This is a genomic window from Companilactobacillus sp. HBUAS59699 (genome assembly GCF_036913575.1).
Lineage (GTDB): Bacteria > Bacillota > Bacilli > Lactobacillales > Lactobacillaceae > Companilactobacillus.
Genome location: NZ_JAYKTV010000006.1, coordinates 14690 through 37023, shown reverse-complemented (window position 1 = coordinate 37023; position 22334 = coordinate 14690). Strand labels below are relative to the sequence as shown.

24 protein-coding genes are annotated in these 22334 nt (G+C 37.8%); 14 read left to right on the top strand and 10 right to left on the bottom strand.

What is annotated here, in order from left to right; translation table 11 throughout:
• From U8519_RS10970 to U8519_RS10955, 4 genes are all read right to left on the bottom strand, one after another.
• A partial coding sequence (locus U8519_RS10970; RefSeq protein ID WP_334330357.1) for a lectin-like domain-containing protein occupies nucleotides 1-1664 on the bottom strand: 1664 nt, incomplete at its 3' end.
• 134 nt (nucleotides 1665-1798) lie between these two features.
• Nucleotides 1799-2560, bottom strand: a complete 762-nt coding sequence (locus tag U8519_RS10965) for a helix-turn-helix transcriptional regulator (RefSeq protein ID WP_334330356.1) — start codon at nucleotides 2558-2560, stop codon at nucleotides 1799-1801.
• Nucleotides 2561-2812: 252 nt separating this feature from the next.
• Nucleotides 2813-3139 (bottom strand): bacteriocin immunity protein, encoded by a 327-nt coding sequence (locus U8519_RS10960; protein WP_334330355.1) that lies wholly within the window; start codon nucleotides 3137-3139, stop codon nucleotides 2813-2815.
• A gap of 166 nt (nucleotides 3140-3305) precedes the next feature.
• Nucleotides 3306-3653 carry a bacteriocin immunity protein gene (locus U8519_RS10955; protein WP_442892152.1) on the bottom strand — a complete coding sequence of 116 codons (348 nt, stop codon included), beginning with the start codon at nucleotides 3651-3653 and terminating at the stop codon, nucleotides 3306-3308.
• 342 nt (nucleotides 3654-3995) lie between these two features.
• Here U8519_RS10955 and U8519_RS10950 point away from each other — a divergent pair, with 342 nt between their 5' ends.
• From U8519_RS10950 to U8519_RS10935, 4 genes are all read left to right on the top strand, one after another.
• On the top strand, nucleotides 3996-5300 hold the full coding sequence (locus U8519_RS10950) for a sensor histidine kinase (protein WP_334330353.1): 1305 nt from the start codon (nucleotides 3996-3998) through the stop codon (nucleotides 5298-5300).
• A gap of 12 nt (nucleotides 5301-5312) precedes the next feature.
• Nucleotides 5313-6050: a LytR/AlgR family response regulator transcription factor gene (locus U8519_RS10945; RefSeq protein WP_334330352.1), complete on the top strand. Its 738-nt coding sequence runs from the start codon at nucleotides 5313-5315 to the stop codon at nucleotides 6048-6050.
• Between the two features lie 95 nt (nucleotides 6051-6145).
• Nucleotides 6146-6490 (top strand): hypothetical protein, encoded by a 345-nt coding sequence (locus U8519_RS10940; RefSeq protein WP_334330351.1) that lies wholly within the window; start codon nucleotides 6146-6148, stop codon nucleotides 6488-6490.
• Nucleotides 6477-6758, top strand: coding sequence for a hypothetical protein (locus U8519_RS10935; RefSeq protein ID WP_334330350.1), 282 nt, complete (start codon nucleotides 6477-6479; stop codon nucleotides 6756-6758). Before U8519_RS10940 ends, U8519_RS10935 begins: the two co-directional genes overlap by 14 nt.
• Before the next feature lie 60 nt (nucleotides 6759-6818).
• Here the strand turns inward: U8519_RS10935 and U8519_RS10930 are convergent, their stop codons facing one another.
• Nucleotides 6819-7091, bottom strand: coding sequence for a hypothetical protein (locus U8519_RS10930; protein WP_334330349.1), 273 nt, complete (start codon nucleotides 7089-7091; stop codon nucleotides 6819-6821).
• 173 nt (nucleotides 7092-7264) lie between these two features.
• Here U8519_RS10930 and hflX point away from each other — a divergent pair, with 173 nt between their 5' ends.
• From hflX to U8519_RS10885, 9 genes are all read left to right on the top strand, one after another.
• Nucleotides 7265-8545, top strand: coding sequence for a GTPase HflX (gene hflX / locus U8519_RS10925; RefSeq protein WP_334330348.1), 1281 nt, complete (start codon nucleotides 7265-7267; stop codon nucleotides 8543-8545).
• A gap of 205 nt (nucleotides 8546-8750) precedes the next feature.
• Nucleotides 8751-10385, top strand: coding sequence for a peptide ABC transporter substrate-binding protein (locus U8519_RS10920; RefSeq protein WP_334330347.1), 1635 nt, complete (start codon nucleotides 8751-8753; stop codon nucleotides 10383-10385).
• A gap of 22 nt (nucleotides 10386-10407) precedes the next feature.
• Nucleotides 10408-11340, top strand: coding sequence for an oligopeptide ABC transporter permease (opp3b, locus tag U8519_RS10915; protein ID WP_334330346.1), 933 nt, complete (start codon nucleotides 10408-10410; stop codon nucleotides 11338-11340).
• Nucleotide 11341: 1 nt separating this feature from the next.
• On the top strand, nucleotides 11342-12364 hold the full coding sequence (locus U8519_RS10910; RefSeq protein ID WP_334330345.1) for an ABC transporter permease: 1023 nt from the start codon (nucleotides 11342-11344) through the stop codon (nucleotides 12362-12364).
• A 20-nt stretch (nucleotides 12365-12384) separates the two neighbouring features.
• On the top strand, nucleotides 12385-13431 hold the full coding sequence (locus U8519_RS10905) for an ABC transporter ATP-binding protein (RefSeq protein WP_334330344.1): 1047 nt from the start codon (nucleotides 12385-12387) through the stop codon (nucleotides 13429-13431).
• A complete protein-coding gene (locus U8519_RS10900) occupies nucleotides 13431-14354 on the top strand; it encodes an ABC transporter ATP-binding protein (protein WP_334330343.1) in 924 nt (307 codons plus the stop codon). Before U8519_RS10905 ends, U8519_RS10900 begins: the two co-directional genes overlap by 1 nt.
• Nucleotides 14355-15681: 1327 nt before the next feature.
• The gene (locus U8519_RS10895; protein WP_334330342.1) at nucleotides 15682-16194 is read left to right on the top strand and encodes a DUF1440 domain-containing protein; all 513 of its coding nucleotides are present in this window, start codon (nucleotides 15682-15684) and stop codon (nucleotides 16192-16194) included.
• 7 nt (nucleotides 16195-16201) lie between these two features.
• Nucleotides 16202-17527 carry an MFS transporter gene (locus U8519_RS10890; RefSeq protein ID WP_334330341.1) on the top strand — a complete coding sequence of 442 codons (1326 nt, stop codon included), beginning with the start codon at nucleotides 16202-16204 and terminating at the stop codon, nucleotides 17525-17527.
• 115 nt (nucleotides 17528-17642) lie between these two features.
• Entirely contained in the window at nucleotides 17643-18017 is a 375-nt protein-coding gene (locus U8519_RS10885) for a nuclear transport factor 2 family protein (protein WP_334330340.1), read from the top strand.
• Here the strand turns inward: U8519_RS10885 and U8519_RS10880 are convergent.
• From U8519_RS10880 to U8519_RS10865, 4 genes are all read right to left on the bottom strand, one after another.
• Complete coding sequence (locus U8519_RS10880) at nucleotides 18010-18969, bottom strand: quinone oxidoreductase family protein (RefSeq protein WP_334330339.1); 960 nt, start codon at nucleotides 18967-18969, stop codon at nucleotides 18010-18012. The two genes, U8519_RS10885 and U8519_RS10880, sit on opposite strands and share 8 nt — an antisense overlap.
• Complete coding sequence (locus U8519_RS10875; protein ID WP_334330338.1) at nucleotides 18966-19628, bottom strand: ribose-5-phosphate isomerase A; 663 nt, start codon at nucleotides 19626-19628, stop codon at nucleotides 18966-18968. Before U8519_RS10875 ends, U8519_RS10880 begins: the two co-directional genes overlap by 4 nt.
• A 91-nt stretch (nucleotides 19629-19719) precedes the next feature.
• Entirely contained in the window at nucleotides 19720-20436 is a 717-nt protein-coding gene (locus U8519_RS10870) for a C40 family peptidase (RefSeq protein ID WP_334330337.1), read from the bottom strand.
• 214 nt (nucleotides 20437-20650) lie between these two features.
• The gene (locus U8519_RS10865; protein ID WP_334330336.1) at nucleotides 20651-21208 is read right to left on the bottom strand and encodes a guanylate kinase; all 558 of its coding nucleotides are present in this window, start codon (nucleotides 21206-21208) and stop codon (nucleotides 20651-20653) included.
• Nucleotides 21209-21292: 84 nt separating this feature from the next.
• Here U8519_RS10865 and U8519_RS10860 point away from each other — a divergent pair, with 84 nt between their 5' ends.
• Nucleotides 21293-21496 carry a DUF2187 domain-containing protein gene (locus U8519_RS10860; protein ID WP_125568947.1) on the top strand — a complete coding sequence of 68 codons (204 nt, stop codon included), beginning with the start codon at nucleotides 21293-21295 and terminating at the stop codon, nucleotides 21494-21496.
• Nucleotides 21497-21554: 58 nt separating this feature from the next.
• Here the strand turns inward: U8519_RS10860 and U8519_RS10855 are convergent, their stop codons facing one another.
• Nucleotides 21555-22190: an LVIS_2131 family protein gene (locus U8519_RS10855; RefSeq protein WP_334330335.1), complete on the bottom strand. Its 636-nt coding sequence runs from the start codon at nucleotides 22188-22190 to the stop codon at nucleotides 21555-21557.
• Nucleotides 22191-22334: the final 144 nt, after the last annotated feature.

Below are 22334 nucleotides of genomic sequence, written 5' to 3'. Positions count from 1 at the left end.
TCTACCGGCTTTTCCGGATCTACTGGCTTTTCTGGGTCTACCGGCTTTTCTGGGTCTACCGGCTTTTCCGGATCTACTGGTTTTTCCGGATCTACCGGCTTTTCTGGATCTACTGGTTTTTCCGGATCTACCGGCTTTTCTGGATCTACCGGCTTTTCTGGATCAGTCGATGTTGTCTTTTGGTAAACAACGGTAAATACTAAATCTTGAGAATCATAACTGACCGTCTGAGGATTAACCTGAGTTAAATCACCATCAGGTGCATCATTAGAAATAACTGTATAACCTGTGACATCAGGGTGACTTACTGCCTCAAAATTGGCAGAATCTGCTAAAGTCCATTGTTCCCCATTTTGACTGATTGGATCACCATTCTCATCAACTTTAGGTTTAGCCTGTTTGCCTTTAGAATAGTAAGTTTTCAGTTCATCACTAAACAAATCCTTCACAGTAATGAATGTTATCGGCTCTGACACATGATCATCTGCCAAAGTCTGACCGTCTTCGTCAACATAATGAATGGTCTCATTTATAACCTTACGATCAACTTGGTAATCTGGTTCATAAACGTATACTATCGTGCCATTATCGCCAACCTTAGTCAAAGTTCCCTCTGCTAGAAGACTAGCTGTTCCCGTCACTTGACCGTCATCCATCTTAACAAACTTATATCCTGGAATCGTTAATTTTTCTGTTATATAAGTTCCGCCTACAATCGCTCCATTGGGATAACTAACTTCGGCTTGTCCAATTTGACGGCCAGTCGTATTAACGTATCTAACATTGACCGTTGCAGCTTGTTGAAAGTCAAAACTTGTTAATTTGAATTGTTGTAAATTCTTAGCACCTCCTGTCGAAGCACTGACTATCATTGCCATTGCTTCATCAGTAGTTGGCACTGACTTTGACCAGGTGAGAACTTGTCCACTTGTCTGTGTGTAGTTTATGGTCAAAGTTCTTGATGTCCCATCGTACCTAACGTTAAAATCATGAAATTGTCCATCCAGATCTGATGCATCTAAATCTTTAACAGAATCTAGTTCTGTCTCAGCCCACCAACGATCATAATCATTACCATCAGCCGCTTTGATCTGCTTCAAACTAGTTGAAACAAAACCTCCAAACTGTACATTATCTGGATCTGACGCCCAACCATATCCATTGGAATCTTCAGGTAAAACCTGTGCACCTGGTAAGGCAGCTTGAGGGGTATAAGCACTATTGTGCCAAGTATCAAGCTTAAATCCCAGTGCATTGATCAGATTACCAATGCCTAAGTTACCGCCGGCATTACCGACATCATTAACATTACCATTATGGAAAGCAAATCCAATTCCATCAGCACCACCATGCTCTGATGTCTTATCACCAAGATTAACTTGTCCGATAAGCTCAAAACTTGTATTCATATCGATTTTGCTTTTTAAAGCAAAATTTCCAACTTTGTTATTCTCATCAGGTGTAATCGTCACAACACCACTAGTTGAGTCATAAGTAGCTGAACCATTCAAATCAAAATAATTCAAAAAATTATCTGCGGTAACATGTGAAAAGGCACTTGTTTCAGTATCTTCTGCCTTTACCGTCATATCATTAAAATTAATACCTAACAAAAAAGTAGCTAAGAACAAGAATATTCGTTGATAAATTCGTTTATTGCACATAATAATGGCCCCCGGCTTCAATCATTCGTTGTATCAACAGCAACGAGTATATCGGTTTGGGGCAATGTAAAACGATAATTTGTATAAAAACAATAAAAAATAATAATAAAAATACAACTCAAAATATTATAATATTAATCAATTTCACTATTTTGTTGTCGATATTCCAAAGGTGTCATACCGAACTCCCGCTTGAATCTTTTGGAAAAATCTGCAGCATCGTAAAAATTTAATTCTTGAGCAATTTGTCGAATAGAAATATTAGTTGTCATCAAAACACGCTGTGCTTCTTGAATTTTTTTCACGTTAATATAGTCTCGGATCGACATCTGCATTTCAGTATTAAAGCCCTGTTGAACTACTGCAGGATTACAGCGGCTATTAACGTGTTCTAAGACTTGTTTGACTGTCAATTTCTGTCGCAAATGAGAACTAACGTAATAAATAATATCGAGTGTTGATTCCAGATGATCTGCATAAGATAAACCATCTTTTTGGGTCAGCTCTCCGAAGTCTTTAATAATCTGCTTCATCCACGGAATGTACTTCTTCTGAGTTGCTGGCAGCTTCAGTAAACGTTGATGGTATTGCGTTCTCAACTGCACGAATTCATAAATATCAACGTGATTCTGAATCCCTTCAAATGACAAAATATCAACTAATGCATGTAATTGTGCGACCTTTTCATCAGAAGTCAATTTACTAAGCAACGTTTTGGAACGTGCCAAGTTTTCTTGAGCAAAATCAATTCCATCTTTGATTCTACCAGCTCGGTAAAAACGAATGAAATCACGTTCAACATAACCAATCAAAATCAAAGCCTTGGAAGCCTGATCACGCTCTGTATAAGACCTCATTGAGTCTAAATATTGCGTATATTGTAAATCATGTTTCACGAATAACCCCTCCAAATACTAAATTAGAACAAAGCTAGGAGCTATCCTATCAAAAAAAAGTATATAAATCTATTTATATACTTGGTGAATAAATATTAATAATCGTATATATCATATATACGAGTTTAATCACAGATCTAAAACAATTATCTTTACTAGTGCGATGTAACGCCGTTACACATTTAGAATCATCGCTATAACGAAAAAAAGACCAACCACTAAACGGTCAGTCTTTAGAATAATAAAATAATTTCAGTATAATTGTTCATTACTTTCGATCTTAATACGATTGTCCATACCACTGACCCAGACACCATTTGAAGTTGATCCGCGGTAATCTTCAGCTCTGTCTTCAATACTTTGAGACAACTGTAACAACGCCTTAGGGGCACGTAACCAGTGTGAAGCTAAATAAAATGAAATATAATTGCTTAATTTAACACAAACCACCTTGTAATTAGTACCATCATCCAATTCTCGAGCTAGTTTGAGCAGTCTTGTTCTGATGTCTCGATTTCTTTCGATTTCTGGATCTGAATATGTTTTGTTGATCAAATCGAATAGTTCTTTCTCTGACAAAATAATCACTCCTTTACAAATTATTTTATTCTTAGTGATAATTGCTAAACAAAAAATGTCCTGAACAGTAGTGATTACACTCCTGAACGGACATTAATCAAATTAAATAACTCAATATTTAACGGTACTTCCAAATTTAAGAGGAACAAATCCATAATTCTTATATTCATCTACGAGGCATCTCATTCTTATCAAAATAACTGTAGAACTGTGACTTATCGGTGAAATCAGCGTAATTACGACCATTCCAACCGGCTTTTTTAGCGATATTAGCTAACTCGATCAACTGATGATCCTGTTCCCTCGGCAAAGTTACGCTGCCGAAACCTTCAACATAAATATAATTTACTAAGCGACTTACTAATGGATCAAGCTCTTTGACATCATCGATCTTTGTATAGACTTGTAATAACACATCAGTGATATTTAACAAGTTTGTCGATGGATTTGGTAGCTTGATCAGATAATTATACAATCCATGGATCAATTCTTTTACTTGTTCACGTTTTTCCAACTTACTCATATCCTTTTCTAGCTAAGATTCACTTTTAATATAGTTCTTCTGAGTATAGTTAGAAAAAATATATCCTGAAACGGGTTATTTTGATTCTTGAATGCATCCTATAGACTAGCACCCCAAAAATTATTGCCCAAACTATTCAAGGCTGAAGAAAATTCCCGCATAACCTTGATAACATCTTCTTTACTTACCATGATATACGCCTCTATTATTTTGTTATTCTTATAATCGAAGTTAATTTAGAGACATTCGTTACAGTATTTTTCTACATTTTTTAAATAATTTTCTCGCAACAATTAGTCTTGTCTTTCCTCTGATATACTAGTTACAGGGGGAATGATGATGATATACGTAGAAGAGTCAGCTTATGCACTCGGCACTGTCTTATCTTGGATCATGGTCTTTGCAATCTTCTTTTCAATTTACCATGACAAAAAAAAGCTCAATTTTAAAACGATCACCGCTTCAGTGATTTTATTAATCGTATCTGCGATAATTGACAACTACGCTGATGATTGGAGCTTTTTACTATTTATTTTAGGAACTTATTTGATTTTCGAACATCACGTCAAACCAAATTACTTCCTATTAGATGCAGCATTAATAGCCAGTATCACAATCTATCTCGTCGACATCATTATGTCAGCAATCATGATGGTATTCGTTAGAACCCAGGCGACTCAAGGCTGGGCCTTCACCTTTCTTAGTTCCGGGATCGAGTGGATCCTCGCTATTGGCATTATCTTGTTGTATCAACACTTCAACTTAGCAGATTTTATCAGAAAAACTGACAAGTCGGCAGTTATGACATTACTACTGACTTACTTCTTCGTTGTTCTATCGATCTTTATGAACTTCATTGATCATTTCCAAGCCTATCGCAAGCTGATCATTGGTATCTTGCTATTCGTCGTTATTCAGATTATCGTATTGTTGTTGATCTTCCTAATGGAAAGCAGACGTCAAAAAACGCTCTATCAGCAACAACTATCTGAGAAGCAATTAAAAAACCTCAAAACATATACCGATCAACTGGAACGAGATCAATTGAGCTTGCGCAAGTTCAAGCATGACTACGAGAATCTATTGCTGAGCCTTCGTACCGTCGCTGACTCAGATAACAATCACGCTCTCTTAGAATCCTTAAACAAGTTCGAAGCTTACTCTGACGACTACTTCAGCAACGTTTCGATGGATCTGTACAAGGACTTGAACAACATCCAAAATCCTTATTTGAAGAGTCTCTTCATCAGCAAACTAAATCAGATCAACCATGAAAACATTGAGTGCCACTTTGAATGTCGCAACGTTATCAATGATATTTCCATTGATATTTTTGACTTAGTTAGACTATTAGGAATTGCTATCGACAATGCTATTGAGGAAACTAAGAAACAAGCCCATGGCAAGATCCAATTAGCTATCATCACAGAAGATAAACAATTAACTTTTATTATCGACAACACCGTTATAACGCCAGAAGCTATCTCAGCTATCAATCAAACTGGCTATTCCACTAAAAAAGATCATTCCGGACTCGGGCTCTCGAATGTCCAAGACATCAAGAAGAAATATCCCAATTTATTAGTACAATACAGTGAACGTGACGGTTGGTTCCATCTTCAATTAGTTTTGATTTAGAAAGGGAAAAACATGACTTATCCAATTATAATTTGTGAAGACGATATGGTTCAATTGCAACAATTCGAGGTACTCGTCAATAATTATATGTTGTTCCACAGTGACCCATTCGAAGTAGCTTTCAAAGCACAGAGTCCAGACGAAGTCTTAAAATACTTACAAGAATATCCAGTTACTAATGGTATCTACTTCCTCGACATCGACTTAAACAGTGATTTAAATGGCATCGACTTGGCAGTCAAAATTCGAAAGATCGACGTACAAGCGAAGATAATTTTTGTAACAACACATGGGGAGATGGCACCTTTAACATTTAAACGGAAGGTAGAAGCTCTAGGATTCATTGCCAAAGACCAAAAGCCCGAAGAATTTCGACAAGAATTTTATGATACTCTCGCACTTGCCAAGGAACGAATCGACCGTATCATGACGACACAGAAGAAGTGTTTCGCCTTTTCCGTTGGCAATCAGATCTATCATATCAATCTCGACGACGTGCTCTTCGTGGAGACATCGACCGTGCCGCACCGCTTGGACTTGTACACTCGCAATGGTAAATACGAATTCTATGGTAATTTGAATGACTTGGAGAAAAAATACTCAAGTTTGTTCCGTGCTAACAGATCTTGTCTAGCTAACCCGCAAACTATCAGTGAAGCTGACTTCAGTAAACGTAAAATGCATTTCGGACCAGAATTAGTGCGCTCCTTCTCACTTGGTAAATCCAAGAAGTTGCGTACATTAATGTAGTTCAGGATAACAAAGGCCCTATCTCAGGATATATCTCTCAAAATCTCCAATATAAGTGATACATTGGGATAAGATATAAGAAATCGGGGGATAACATGGACCGGGACAGTAAAGTGTTTCAGACGATTGCTTGGATAATCTTTATCATTGAACTAATATTGATCATTGGTGTCGGATTAGTTTCTCACTTTTATCCAAGAGATCCAACTGCTAGACCAGACAGTTTTTTGAAATTTATTGTTTCATTCTACTTTGTTATTTTTGCAGTCATAATGGAAGTCTTGACGTATTTTGCCATCAAGCATATGACTAGAGAAAATCAATCTTGGAACATTGTCTTGATAATTATGGGATTCATCCATAATCCATTATTTTTAATACCAAGTATCGGTGAATTAATTTTGCATCTAAAGAACAAGGACACTTATGGACATATTTGACAGTAATCTAACACCTGCACGAAAGCTTCAAATACTACACTTTTTATTAGGCTTAACCGCACTCTACGTCATCTCTAGCCTTTTATTTGGTGACAATCTCAAATCCTTTTTGACCGACAAACTATTTTATTTTTTGATCTTCAGTAATTTGGTCATGGGATTTAAATACCTGGATAAGAAAGATAAATATTTCAAGCAAACACAAAAAACTTACCTCATCGGAACAGTTATCTTCTTGATCATGTGTTCCGCTAAGGCCCTTTTGTAACTAACACATATTGGTTGTGTTAGTTTTTTTTGCTATATAATGCAATTTAAATAAAATTCTTTATAAATTTAAAAAGCGTCGAATAATATGAAATGACTTCACTAGTGACGTGAATAAATCATAGCCACCTAATTTCAAAAACACACTAGCGCACCAAACTTCCATCCAGGAAGACTCGATCACTAACGTTAAAATCACTAATACTGCCAGACCTCTTGTCAGCCACTTCGTCAACTTCTTCATCCCATCATCCTTAATAGTTATAATTAAAAAAATTCTAACACCAGTTGCACGAATGGTTTTATTTTTGTCCTGAACTAGGTATTTTGGCATCCTAAACTACTTTTCTACCTATTATATAGTCCAAAAAGGACTTAAATGTTATGATATAAGCATATTACCGAAAGGATGTACGTAAACATGAGATTAAGAAGTGCCAACCTAAACTTACTTAAATAATTAACTGGCATTAATACCCTGGGGTATAAGTGCCACCAGGAGGATTTATGGAAAATACAATAAACTCAAAAGAACGCGTGATTGTTGCCGGAGTTAGCCACAAACAAGTGGACTTCGACTATACAATGGAAGAATTAGGCTCACTAGTAGAAGCCAATAATATGGAAGTCGCTGACGTGATCAAACAAAACGTTGACTCAGTCAGTGCCAAGACTTACTTCGGATCAGGTAAAGTTACCGAAATCAAACAGATCGCCAACGCCGATGATGTGAAGACCATCGTCCTAAATGACGAATTAACACCGTCACAGATCAGAAATTTGGAAAAAGAAACCAAGTTAAGTTTCATGGATCGAACTGAATTGATCCTCCAAGTCTTCTCCAATCGAGCCCACACTAGACAGGCTAAGCTACAAGTTGAAATTGCCAAACTACAATATCAATTACCACGAATTCACCCATCTGGTAATCCACTGGATCAACAATCTGCTTCCGGTGGTCTCGCTAACCGTGGTGCCGGTGAAACCAAACTAGAATTGGATCGCCGTGTTATTCGTAAGCGAATCACTTACTTAAAGGATCAACTAAAGACGGTCGACAAGACGATCAATGTTCAAAGTCGCCGCAGAACTAATACTAGCCTGCCACTAGTCTCATTAGTGGGTTACACTAATGCTGGCAAATCAACGACTATGAATGGCCTGCTCAACTTCAACAAAGAAGATTCTGATGACCGTAAAGTCTTCGAAAAAGACATGCTCTTCGCCACACTAGATACTAGTGTCAGAAAGATCGACTTGGAAGACAACACTAGCTTCCTCTTGTCAGATACAGTCGGCTTTGTTAGCAAACTACCTCACAACTTGATCGAATCCTTCAAGACAACTTTGAAAGAAGCCAAGGATGCCGATCTATTGGTTCAAGTAATAGATGTTAGTGATGAACATTGGAAGAATATGTTAGAAGTCACTGAGAATACCTTGCGTGAAGTCGGCGTTACGGGCAAACCAATGATCTATGCCTTCAATAAGGCTGATCTTAAACCAGACCAAGTCTTCCCTACTATTGAAGGCGACAATATTTATTACTCTGCCTTAGACAACTCGTCTATCCAAAAACTAGTCGAATTGATCAAGCTTAAATTATTCTCTGGTTATAAGACGGTCGATCTGTTGATACCATATGATCAACAAAAGATCACTGAACAACTTCTCAAAAATGCTCAGATCATCAGTAAAGAGTTCACGAATGATGGCTCTTTACTAAAGGCCAATCTCAGTCCAGAAGAATTAGAACGTTACGAAAAATTCATTCAAGTGAATGCCTGATCTAATTTCTAATTTAAAAATATAATATTAAAAAACAATAAACAGAAATATCTATTTTATAGATATTTCTGTTTTTCTTTGCAATTTAATCCGTGATGTATTATGATTTTAGAGAACATTAGAGATTTTTTAATAAACAGTCTTTGTATTTAATGTTTAATGGTGTAGTCTAATATTATTGTTATGCTTTTAGGGAGGTTGTGTAATGAAACTTAAGAAATATCTACTAGCACTATTGCCGATTCTGGCAATTGCGTTAGTACTTAGTGGTTGCGGATCATCCACTGAAAAAGACGACAAAAATACGTTGTCGATCAGTTCCAGTGATGTTATCGCAACAATGGATTCGTCGATGAACACGGACGTTATCGGTGCTCAAGGATTAACAGATACTATGGAAGGTCTCTATAGATATGATGGCAAGACACTGGAACCTGCTATCGCCACAAGTATCGTTAAACCAACAAATAACGGTAAAACTTACACTTACAAGTTAAGACATACCGTTTGGTCTAATGGTAAACCCGTTACTGCTCAAGACTTCGTCTATGCTTGGCGCAGAACGGTCGATCCTAAGACCGCTTCACAATATGCTTATATTTATTCAGGGATCAAAAATGCGGATGCCATCAACTCAGGCAAGAAACCAGTTAATACTCTGGGTATCAAGGCCTTAGATGATTACACCTTACAAATCACTTTGGAAAATGCGATCCCATATTTCAACAAATTAATGGCCAGCTCAACATTCTTCCCACAATACAAGCCAGCAGTTGAAAAAATGGGTAAGCAATACGGTTTAAGAAGTTCTGGTATGGTCTTCAACGGACCATTCAAGTTAGTCAACTGGACTGTTTCTAACAACAGCTGGACTGAAGTCAAGAATGACAAATACTGGAACGCCAAAGCCGTTAAACTACACAAAGTTGAATACTATGTTGTTAAGGATAACAACACTGGTTTGAATCTTTACGATGCTAACCGTATCAACCGTCTACAAAAGATCAGTGGTGATACTGCTCGTCAAGTTTCCAACTACAAGACATTCTCTAATGATAAACTTGCAAGTACTTTCTACTTCGAACTTAACCAAAAGAAATATTCTTTCTTTAGAAACAAGAAGATCAGACAGGCTATTTCAATGTCGATCAATCGTGAACAATTAACTGACAACGTTCTAGGTAAAACTGGTGGTGTCAACGAAACAGTTGTCCCAGCTGGTATGTCGTATGATGACAAGACTGGTACAGATTTCACCAAAGAAAAACCTATTACATCAGTCGGTAAATATTCCGAATACAATCCTAAACTGGCCAAGAAACTTTGGAAAGAAGGATTGAAAGAAACTGGTCAAAAGAACCTTAACTTCACTATTTTAGGTGACGATACTGATGGAGCTAAAAAGCAAAATGAGTATCTTCAAGGTCAACTTGAAAAGAACTTGCCAGGTTTAAACATTACCTTACAAAACGTTCCTTTCAAATCACGTCTATCTAAATCAGCAAGTGGTGACTTCGATATCGTTGTTACAGCTTGGAACGCTGACTTCCCAGATCCAATCACCTTCCTTGATCTATTCACAACGGGCAACCCTCAAAATGATGGTAAGTGGTCCAATTCAGAATACGATTCATTGATCAAGAAGAGTAAGACAACAGACGCAAACGATCCTGAGGCTAGATGGAATGACATGGTTCAAGCAACTAAGATCTTAACTGAAGAACAAGGTGCCATCCCACTCTATCAATACTATCAAGCCAACTTGACGAGAGAGAACGTTAAGAATTACAGAATCTCACCAAATGGTAGTTATAACCTTGTCACTGCATACAAAAAATAATTAGGAGTTAGGGAGATTAAATATGACTAAATATATTCTCAAAAGAATTTTCTATCTGTTTTTGACTCTCTTCATAATTGCGACTCTGACGTTCTTCCTAATGAAGATGCTTCCTGGTACGCCGTTCTCTAACCAGAACCGTATGTCACCAGATCAATTGAAGATTGTTAAAGCTCAATATGGATTAGATCAATCAGTCTTCGTCCAATATGTACGTTATATGGGCGGACTATTACAGGGTAACCTTGGAACATCCTTCCAATTCAACAACGAACCTGTTACAGAATTAATCGGTCAACGTCTTGCTCCATCAATGCAAATTGGTGCTCAAGCAATGATCTTAGGTACAATTCTCGGTATCCTACTTGGTGCCGTAGCTGCTATCAGAAAGAATACTTGGGTTGATACACTAGCTACATTCATTTCAATTCTTGGTCTATCAATTCCATCCTTCGTTCTAGCCGTACTATTACAATTCTACTTGGCCTACAAATGGCACATCTACCCAGTTGCACTCTGGGATAACTTCCAATCAAGTGTTCTACCAACAATTGCCTTGGCAGCCTTGCCGTTAGGTAACGTGGCCCGGTTTATGAGAACCGAAATGGTCGACGTTATGAGTAGTGATTATATCGAATTAGCCAAATCAAAAGGTAACTCAAACTGGAAAGTCGTTACAAAGCATGCTCTTCGTAATTCTTTGATCCCAGTTGTTACAATCATCGGACCTATGGCAGTTTCTGTTATGACTGGTTCCATGGTTGTTGAGAACATCTTCTCGATTCCTGGTATTGGTGAACAATTCGTTAAGTCAATTACAACCAACGATTATCCAACTATCATGGGACTTACGATTTTCTATTCATTCCTATTAGTTGTCATCATCTTGATTGTCGATATTCTCTACGGATTCATTGATCCAAGAATTAGATTAGGAAATGGGGGTAAAGAATAATATGGAACAGATTCCTAATGTACCAAAGGAAAAATTTAAATTAATTCATGACGAAAATAATAACGAACAAGAAAAAATCGGCACACCTTCATTAACTTACTTACAAGATGTTCGTCGTCGCTTGTTCTCTAACAAAGTTGCTGTCGTATGTTTGACACTGCTATCGATCATCGTCTTGATCTCAATCTTTGCTCCAATTGTTGCACCTCATAATCCTAATGCTCAAGAAGTTACTCTATCTAACTTGCCACCTAAACTAGGCAACCTTAATATCCCTGGTTTCAACGGTTACCAAAACATGGGCGGTAAGATGGTCGACGCCTACAAACAAGCTGGCGCTCCTAAAGATACTTTCTACCTATTAGGTACTGACTATTTAGGTCGTGACCTACTCTCCAGAATTATCTATGGTACTCGTCTTTCACTGATCGTTGCCGTATTAGCTACACTGGTTGATTTGATCATCGGTGTTCCTTACGGTATCGTCTCAGGTTGGAAAGGCGGCAGAACTGATACGATCATGCAACGTATCGTTGAAATCGTCTCATCAGTTCCTAACTTGATTGTTGTTATCTTGATGATGATTATCTTGAAACCAGGACTTGGTTCAATCGTTATCGCGATTGCCATTACTGGTTGGGTAACTATGGCCCGTCTGATCCGTGCTCAGACCTTCCAGTTGAAGGAGCAAGAATATATCTTAGCTGCCAGGACCCTTGGTGAATCCTCAACTAAGATTGCTACTAAGCACTTGATCCCTAACCTATCTTCAACAATTATCATTCAAACAATGTTTACAATTCCCAATGCCATCTTCTTCGAAGCTTTCTTAAGTTTCATTGGTATTGGTATTCCCGCACCAAACGCTTCATTAGGTACATTGTTATCTGATGGTCAAAAAGCCTTCAGATTCTTACCATATCAAATGTGGGCACCAGCTATTGTCCTAAGTATCATCATGATCGCTACAAACTTACTTGGTGATGGTTTACGTGATGCCTTCGATCCACAGTCTGACGATTAAATAAGGAGTATGAATAAGCAATGGATAAAATTCTAGAAGTAAAAGATTTGCATGTTAATTTTGCGACATACAATGGTACTGTCCAAGCTATTCGTGGGGTGAGTTTCGATCTCAACGCCGGTGAAACCTTAGCTATCGTTGGTGAATCTGGTTCTGGTAAGTCGATTACCGTTCGTTCCATCCTGCAATTATTAGCTAAGAATGCTGATATCGCAAAAGGAAGCATCCTCTATCACGGGGATGACCTCCTACAAAAGAGTGATAAGGATATGGACAAGATCCGTGGAAATAAAATTTCTATGATCTTCCAAGATCCTATGACTTCACTCGATCCAACCATGCCAATTGGTAAACAAGTTGCGGAGCCACTATTGATCCACAATAATGTTTCCAAAAAAGACGCTATGGCTCGTGCTGAGGAAGTTCTGCGTCTAGTTGGTATTCCTAATCCTGCAGCACGTATGAAAGACTACCCGCACCAATTTTCCGGTGGTCAAAGACAACGTATCGTCATCGCCATTGCTATTGTTGACTATCCAGAGATCTTGATCGCTGATGAACCAACAACTGCTCTTGACGTTACTGTTCAAGCACAAATTATTGATCTACTAAAAGAATTACAACAAAAGATCGGTACATCGATCATCTTCATCACCCATGACCTTGGTGTCGTGGCTGGGATCGCTGACCGTGTGGCTGTTATGTATGCTGGTAAATTCGTGGAATATGGTTCAGTCAATGATATCTTCTACAACCCACAACATCCGTATACTTGGGGATTATTGGACTCCATGCCTACACTAGATACTAGTGAGGCCAACCGTCTGAATTCTATCCCTGGTACTCCGCCTAACTTATTGAATCCACCTAAGGGGGATGCCTTCGCACCACGTAATAAATATGCGATGGAAATTGACGAAGAAGAACAGCCACCATATTTCAAAGTTTCTAAGAATCACTATGCAGCCACTTGGCTGCTGCACCCCAATGCACCAAAAGTTGATCCACCCGCATCAATCAAGAAACGTTTCAAAAAATTCCAAGAGTTAGGAGACAGTGTTAAATAATGGTAGACGAAAGAGAAAAAATCGTTCAAGTTAGAAACTTAAAACAGTATTTCAACATTGGCAAACCTAACGAGGTCAAAGCCGTTGATGATGTTTCATTCGACATCTACAAAGGTGAGACTTTTGGATTAGTTGGTGAATCTGGTTCTGGTAAGAGTACAACTGGCCGTAGTATTATCAGACTTTACGATCCAACCGATGGACAAATCCTCTTCAATGGTCAAGACATTAGTAAGATCAAAAGTCACGGACCACAGATGAAGGAATTCCGTCGTGAAATGCAGATGATCTTCCAGGATCCATATGCATCTTTGAACCCTAGAATGAAGGTTAAGGATATCATCGCTGAAGGCCTTGATGTTCACGGACTAGTTAAGGGCGAAGAAGAGCGTGATCAACGTGTTCGTGAATTACTTGATATGGTTCATCTAAACCCTGAACACATGACACGTTACCCATATGAATTCTCCGGTGGTCAAAGACAACGTATCGGAATTGCCCGTGCCTTGGCTGTTGAACCACAATTCGTAATCGCCGACGAACCGATCTCTGCTCTTGATGTGTCAATTCAAGCTCAAGTAGTTAACTTGATGCAGGATATTCAAAAAGAACAAGGACTTACTTATATGTTTATCGCCCATGATCTCTCCATGGTTAAGTACATCAGTGATCGTATCGCTGTTATGTACCATGGTAAGATCGTTGAACTAGCTGACTCTGACGAGATCTATAATCATCCCTTACATGCTTATACTCAAAGTCTCTTGTCAGCGATCCCTGTTCCTGATCCTGAAATCGAAAAAACTCGTGAGAGAATTGATTTTGATCACTCACAACCATTCAGTGATGATCAATCATTACAAGAAGTTCTGCCCGGTCACTTCTTGTATTGCAATGCTGAAACAGCAGCATCGTTTAAGTAACAGATCGGGGTCTAAACACCATTATTCTTTAAGGAGGTCCCAATCCAACCTCCATCCTCACAACCTTGGAATTCAGAGGAATTCCGTAAGCAAAAGTCACGCAATCAATCCAGTTGCGTGGCTTTTTTGTGAGCACAAAAAAACTCACATCGTCTAAAGATGCGAGTTTTACTTTTTCAAAAATATATATCAGGGGGGAAATATATTTTTATGTGTATATGCTTTTTATATGAGGGGTTTCATTTAATTTAAGGGGGGATTAAATGAAGTTTTTAATTTATAGGGATTAATATATGTTTTAAGGGTTTTATCTATTTTGTGTAATTGTTATTCTTTAGAAATTATAAGGGTTGTTTCGCTACCAGGTTTACCGTTTCATTAATTCACCTCTTTGTTATTTGACTATGCTTAAATAATAACGCCTAATTATGAACAAATCGTTGGCAAACTTAGAACAATCTAGTAACAATTTGTGAAGAATTTGTGAGAACAGAATCTAACAACCAATCCCTGACGAATCATATAATAAATAAGTAGAAAAAACAAAAAGGCTCGCGTCTTCCGGCACGAGTTCCTTTTCCTTCTATATTCATGATCTTTTCTCTCTTTCTGACAAATTCTTGTATTTAACTTCATTTTGAAAATATATATCGGGGAGGAAATATATTTTTATTTGTGTAATTATGAGGGTTGTTTTAAATAAGGGGATTAAATACTATATAGGGATTTTTATTTTAAAGGGTTTTATCTATTTTATGTTTTAAAGGTTGTTACTTTTAATTTGTTTTATCAATACCATTCGGTCACCTCTTTGTTATTTGACTATGCTTAAATAATAACGCCCAATTATGAACAAACAATTGGGAAACTTAGAATAAATCAATAACAATTTATGAAGAATTTGTGAGGAAAAATCTTAATCTATCAACAAAACAGGATCAATCGTAAAGGATTGATCCTGTTTTTAATTTTAAAAATATATATCAGGGGGGAAATATATTTTTATGTGTATGCTTTTATATAGGGTTTTATTTAATAAGGGGATTAAATAAAGTTTTAAGGGTTTTATCTATTTTGTGTTTTGTGAGTTTTAAGAAAATATTTTACGGGGTTGTAACTGAGTACTAAAGTTTTCGCTCCATCCTGTCACCTCTTTGTTATTTGACTATGCTTAAATAATACCGCCTAATTATGAATAAATGATTGGAAAACTACGAATAAATAAGTACTAAAGTATGAAGAATTTGTGATCTGCTGAGACCTATCACCTGAGTTATCGTGAATCTTGTTTTATAATGAAGAAAATACGACCTGAGGGGGAAATATTATGAAGTTATCACACGAACAAAAACACAACTTGAAAGCTGCTATTGTTGCCGGTACAGCTGCCGGCGTTGTTTCCGGATTAGTCAAACTCGGTTGGGAGAACATCTTACCTCCAAGAACCGCTGAACGTAATTCTACTAACCCACCACAGAAACTATTACAACAATTCGGTCTGCCTGAGAAATTCACTCACGCAACTTATACTTATTCAGGTGAAAAACTACCTTGGGTCAGTTACTTAATGCACTTTGGATTCTCAACTTCGTTCGCCATCATCTATGAAGTTTTGGCTCAGTACAAACCTTACATTAGAGTCGGTGCTGGTTCGATCTTTGGCTTAGCAATCTGGGTCGCCTTCCACATCGGTATTATGCCTATGATGAAGACTGTTCCTTCACCAAAGGACCAACCAACTGAAGAACACATCTCTGAGGCACTCGGTCATATTGCTTGGATGTGGACTAATGACATCGTTGGAGCAGAAATCTATCGTCGCCTAACTGCGCAAAAGTAGGTGCCCTATGAATAAATGGGTCACATCTATACCTGAGCGCTTGAGCTATGGTTTAAGCGATGCTGCAGATAATCTTGTCTTCCAAATGATGACGATGTATCTGCTATTCTTCTACACTGATGTTTTTGGCTTAACTCCTAATGAAGTGGCGATCCTATTCGTCGTTGCCAGAACAGCAGATGTCTTCGAAAGTCTCTTGATCGGTGTCATGATCGATCACACGCACTCTCGCTGGGGTAAGAGCCGGCCATTCTTCCTATGGTTCTCCTTCCCTTATGTAGTCTTTGCCATTTTGACCTTCGTAACGCCAGGCTTCTTGCCTCACACTGGTAAGTTGATCTGGGCCTATGTCACTTACTTAGGATTAGGCTTCTTCTACACGGCGGTTAACTTGCCGATCACGTCGATCTTACCTACGATGACAGAGAATGAAAAAGAAACTACCCTACTAGGTGTCATCAGACAATTCTTTGGCAGTTCAGTCCAAATCATCGTCGCTACTTTTACAATTCCTTTAGTCGCCTTCTTCGGTAAAGGAAATCAGCAAAAAGGTTTCTTACTAACGATTGCCTTGTTTGGATTAATTTCACTGATCTTAATTCTCAATACCTTCTTCCACGTGCGCGAACGCTATACTAATGAAGAGATCAATCATCAACCACTGTCAGAAGTTTGGAATATGATGAAGCAGAACAAACCATGGATGGTCATTTCTATCGTTATCTTCCTATACTGGATGACAACGGCAATCAAGAATCAGACGATCATTTATTACTTCAAGTATGTTTTGAAGAACGAAAGTATGGTTTCATTAGCCAATAGTTTCACTCTGACCGCCTTGATCGGTGTTGTATCGATCTATTATGTCTCTGGAAAAATCGGCAAGAAACACACGATGCTGTCAGGAATTGCCATGGCTTTCGTCGGCCAACTGATCATTACTATTGCCGCATACACGGAGAACTTGCCACTGCTCTTTGTGGGAATTTTTGTTAATTCCATCGGTAACGGATTCATAATTGGATTAGTATCGATTATGATTGCGGACACGATCCGCTATGGTACTGCCATGGGTATTCAAGCTGAAGGTGTCCTTGCATCTACTGATGATTTTGGTGTCAATCTAGGCTTAGGCTTGGGTGGTTTAGTCACCGCTGAATCACTGCAACTGACTGGTTATGTTTCCAACAAACCACAGTCGGCTTCGACTATTTCAGCCATCAACTTAAATTTCGCTATTATCCCTTTGGCACTGTATGTCATCATGTTTTTGATCTTACTAGCTTATAACGAAACGAAGATCCAAGATAAAATCAAAGAAATTACTAATTAATAAATTCATAAAAATCCTCGAGAAATATAATATTTTCTCGAGGATTTTTGTTAGCTTTTTCACAGAATCTGATTATACTTAGCTTCAGACCAGTATAAGAAGGTGTTTTATTATTATGATGAACAAGACTTTAGATAAGAATAAAGAAACTATCAAAAAATATTTTGAACTTTCAGATTTTGCATCAGATGACCAACAAGCAGTAAATGACATTATCGATCTCTTTGCGGACAATGTCGCCATCAGATCCGGCTGCAATGAAACTGCCACTAATAAGGAAGAAGCAGCTGCTTTCTTCAGATCATTTTTTAGTCAGAACAAAAAGCTAAAGCACATCTTCAACACTCACACTATTGAAAATTACTATCAAACTGAGTGGTCCGTCGCTGGACTTAAGAGTGATGGTTCGATTTTTGCCTTGCACGGCTTCGACTATTACCGGTTTGATGATGATGGTAAGATCTGCTCATTATTGATCGAGATCAAATAAGTTTTAATACCAAGCGTTGCTTGTGATCACTGCCTTCTTCCAGCATTTGATGTGCCTTAGAAGCGTCTGCTAGTGGCAGTACCTCACAAGCATCATCCAACAAATATCCTTGTTCAAGCCAGTAGTTCAACACTCTGCTGGCTTTTTGTATTTGTTCCAAAGTGGCGTGACTGATAACAAATCCTTTGATTGACTTCGAGCTGGTATAAAATTGTCTAACATCAAATGCGAATTGGTTAGTTTTTGGGGCTGTGATCAAAACCACCTGTCCGTAAAGCTTCAATTTTTGAAGATTCTGATTCAAGTCGACTCTACCTGAAGTATCAATAATGTAATCAAATTTATTTTTTACTAACGAAATATCAGTATGATAATCGATTGTCTGATTGCTTCCGAGTTTTATCAATTGCTCAAAGTCATTCGTATTACTAGTCGTGGTAACTTTTAATCCTAATAACTTACTCAATTGAACTAACTTAGTCCCAACATGACCAGCAGCACCTTCGATCAAAATACTACCATTACGCTTCACTTGAAAAATATCGTTCAAAATTATTGCGGCCGTCGCTGAAGAATGCACTGACGCTACTAGTTGTACTGGATCGACCTTTGGAGCCTTAAACAAACGATTATCTGGAATAGCCACAAACTCACTAGTAACACCAACTCGTCCATCGTAGCCCATACTATTAGTCCAAACATGATCACCGACTTGAAAATTATTTACGGCCTGACCGATCTTTTCTACGATTCCCACGGCATCGCGACCAATCACAAAGGGAAAGTTCATCTTAGTCTCAAATCCACCTGCCCTAACGAAAGTATCGACATGATTGACCGATGTATAACTAACTTTCACCAAGACCTCGTTATTTTTAATAGTAGGAAGTGGTAATTCACCAATTTTTATTTCTTTGTAGGAACCAGTTTTTTCAATATATGCGGCTTTCATTTCAAACTTCCTTTGACGATTACTTGGTCATTATCGGCTAACAAAGCAGCCGTAACTAGTCCATGAAAATACGAAGTACTGACGACACCGTTAAATGAACTCAATCGTTGGTCGATCGTCTCGATCTGGTCCCAATTATCAAACGTGTAATCCACTAACCCGTTACCTAACTTCGTTCGTACCATACCAGCAATATCACTTGATTGGCGAACTGTAGCTTGACCACCTAATTCTGATACGACAGAACAAACTTGAGGAATCGCTGCTTCGACAACTTCTAAACAGAGAAAGACATCAGGATCTAGTTGTGATCTCATGCGCTCTTTGGGAGCTAATATTATATAGTTCTTAGCTTGTTGTGCATAGATTCTTTCAAACGTATGGATCCCACCATTACTCTTCAATGCATTCAAATTCTCATCCAAACTATCACAGCCGTCAAAAGCTAGATCGATCTGCTTGATCTGATCTAACTCTAAGACTGACATGCCTAAGCTTTGACAATTTTTCTTCGTTACTTCTGAAGGTGTACAAACCTTTATGTCGAGTTTTTGTTTAGCTACTTCTTTGATCAGTCGATTGACTGTATTGCCACCACCAAAGCTGATCGTCATTTGGGGTTTAATTAAACTAATTGCCTTTTCCAGAATCTTTTCCATGATAAGTTTCTCCATTTTTTTGTTTAATATCTAAAGTATACAAAAAAAGACTGCCAATGGCAGTCTAAGCGATTTTAATTTTGAATTTGTATTATAGAACCTTAACAGCGAATGAAGGCATGAAGTAACTTGATATACTTGAAATCTTAACTGATTCGCCTGGTTGTGGTGCAGCGATGTATTGGTTGTTACCTAAGTAAATACCTACGTGGTATGTAGAACCATGGCCACCCCAGAACAATAGGTCTCCGGCTGAAGCTTGTGAAACAGCTTCTTGTGTACCAGCTGATTCTTGAGCTACTGTGTAACCACCGATGCTCTTACCTGTTGCTTGTTGGTATACGTATGATGTGAAACCTGAGCAGTCGAATCCTGCAGGTGTCTTACCACCCCATACATAAGGTGTACCTAAGTATTGTTTAGCAGTACTGATAACTGCGTCAACATCTGATTGTGTTGAAGCACTTGAGTCTTCAGTAGCTGCTTGTGTAATTGTAGAAACATCAGTAACGTCTGAAGCCTTAACCCATTCGTTTGCACCTACATAGTAGAAAGTGTTACCTGAAGCGTCTGTTGCTGATTTACCAACAGCCCAGTCAGTATTTGCAGCAAGTGCACGACCAGCAGTCTTAGCAGTTGATGAAGCAGATGAATAAAGGATTGCCATATTGTTTGTACGAACTGCAACAGGTGTAGCTGTATCAGCTTTAACTGTTGTAGAAGAAGCGTTTGAAACACCTAATCCTGTAACTGCTAATGAAGCAGCTGCTGTAAATGTAATTAGACCTTTTTTAACTTTAGTATTCAAAATTGAAATCCCCCGTAATGGTTTGTTTTTTTTAATTGTTTAAATTTTTCTTAAATGTTATTTTCTTATCACTCAACGATGACTATAATACACTCTGAATATTGCAGAAATGTTACAGCAATTGTATAAGAATGTTACACTTTGTCTTTCACAAAGCAAAAGGGCCACTAACGTCGATATATCAGCATTAGTGGCCTTTTTGTGAATAATCAAATTACTTGAATATTAGGTGATTTATTACCTCATCGACTCTTTTTTTGGTTAAATCGATGTCTTTGTTAATAATTTCATATGATTTTCCCTTTAATTCATCCGGAATTTTCAGATCTCGCTTAAATTCTTCGCTGTTGATTCGCTTAATCAATCGTTCAGAAGCATCCCCACGATCGTGCAATCTCTGTGCCACTGTCTCTAGATCTACTTCTAAAAATATCACTACCGCTGCGTCCCCATACTTCTTCTTATAGGAAATAGCCCCGGCCGTATCAACAACAATACTAGCAATATCAACTTTTTTCCAAGTCTGGTTAAGACTCTCTTCTGAAGAACCATAGTGAAAACCGGAATATTCCACTTGTTCCAAATAATGATTTTTAGCAAAAGTTTCATCCGTTTCAAAATGATAGTCGACCCCATCAACCTCGCCAGCTCGGGGAGCCCTTGTTGTATGTGTTAAGACGGGAGGAATATGATATTTTTTCTTTAAATATTGACTGATAGTTGTCTTACCAGTACCGCTAGCACCGGTGATCACGATAATTTTTTTATCCATAATGTATCCTATTATTTGAATTATTTCTTCTACTATATTATTATACTAGTCTGTTAAGTAAAAAATCCTAGGAGATTTATACATATGAAAATAGAAGATTTAAAGGTTGGAGAAGTTTACAAGTGCAAAGTGGATGAAGATATGGATTATCCCTTTGAAGGTAAAGTTGAAAAAGTCTACGAGCATTCAGCTTTGATGGAAATCGTCAAGAACGATCCTAAAGATGATACAAACAAGATGGAACTCAATAATAAAATAGTTGTAAGTATCAAAAAAATTAAAAAGTAAAACTTGAAAAGCTAAATGGAGCTATGGCAATCATGTCATAGCTCCATTTTTGTTCTTATTATTCTTTCTCTGCTTCCACATCAATAAATGAACGAGCTGGTACCCTCAAGACACGGTATTCGACTGCAAAGCGTCCTGCTTTGAGACCTAAGCCGTTGGCGAAGTTGTTCTTATACTTAGCTTGTGCTGTGATGACATAAGCATACTGATACTTAGAATCCATCTTCTTGATCTTGTCCATTGGCCAATTCATACGCATCCCTGAGACATTAAACGGTAATGTTGCATCCGAAATAGTCGCATTGTGACTTGAGACAGTATAAGTTGAATTGTTCACCCAATATTGATAAACATCGTTATCACTGTGCTTGTCTTTTTTATCAATCTTGACGTAATAACCCTGACCATCATTAGTAGTTTGTACGATCATTGGTTCGTACTTATAAGACATCGCAATGTCGTTCTTGTCCTTCAAATCAACTCTTGAGAACAAGGTTACATATAGCATTGCACTTACCGCCAAGATGACCACAACAATTTCTAACAGATCAACTAAGATCGTCTTCCAAGTAATGCCACCTTTTTGGACAACTAATATTTTTAAATGGCGATTTCTAATATTAAATACCACGAAGATCAATAGTGCGATCACTATGATCCAGGCGATTATTCCCACAAAATTCCAAGAACTCATAATCTTCTCCCTACTAAATTATTGCCCTTCAGCATTTGTAATTTTAACTGAAAAACATATAATAGTCATTACGGTAATTTTACCACGAAAAAACTAAATATAATAAAATTCAGAACATTATTCTCTAGACAATAACCGTCAAAC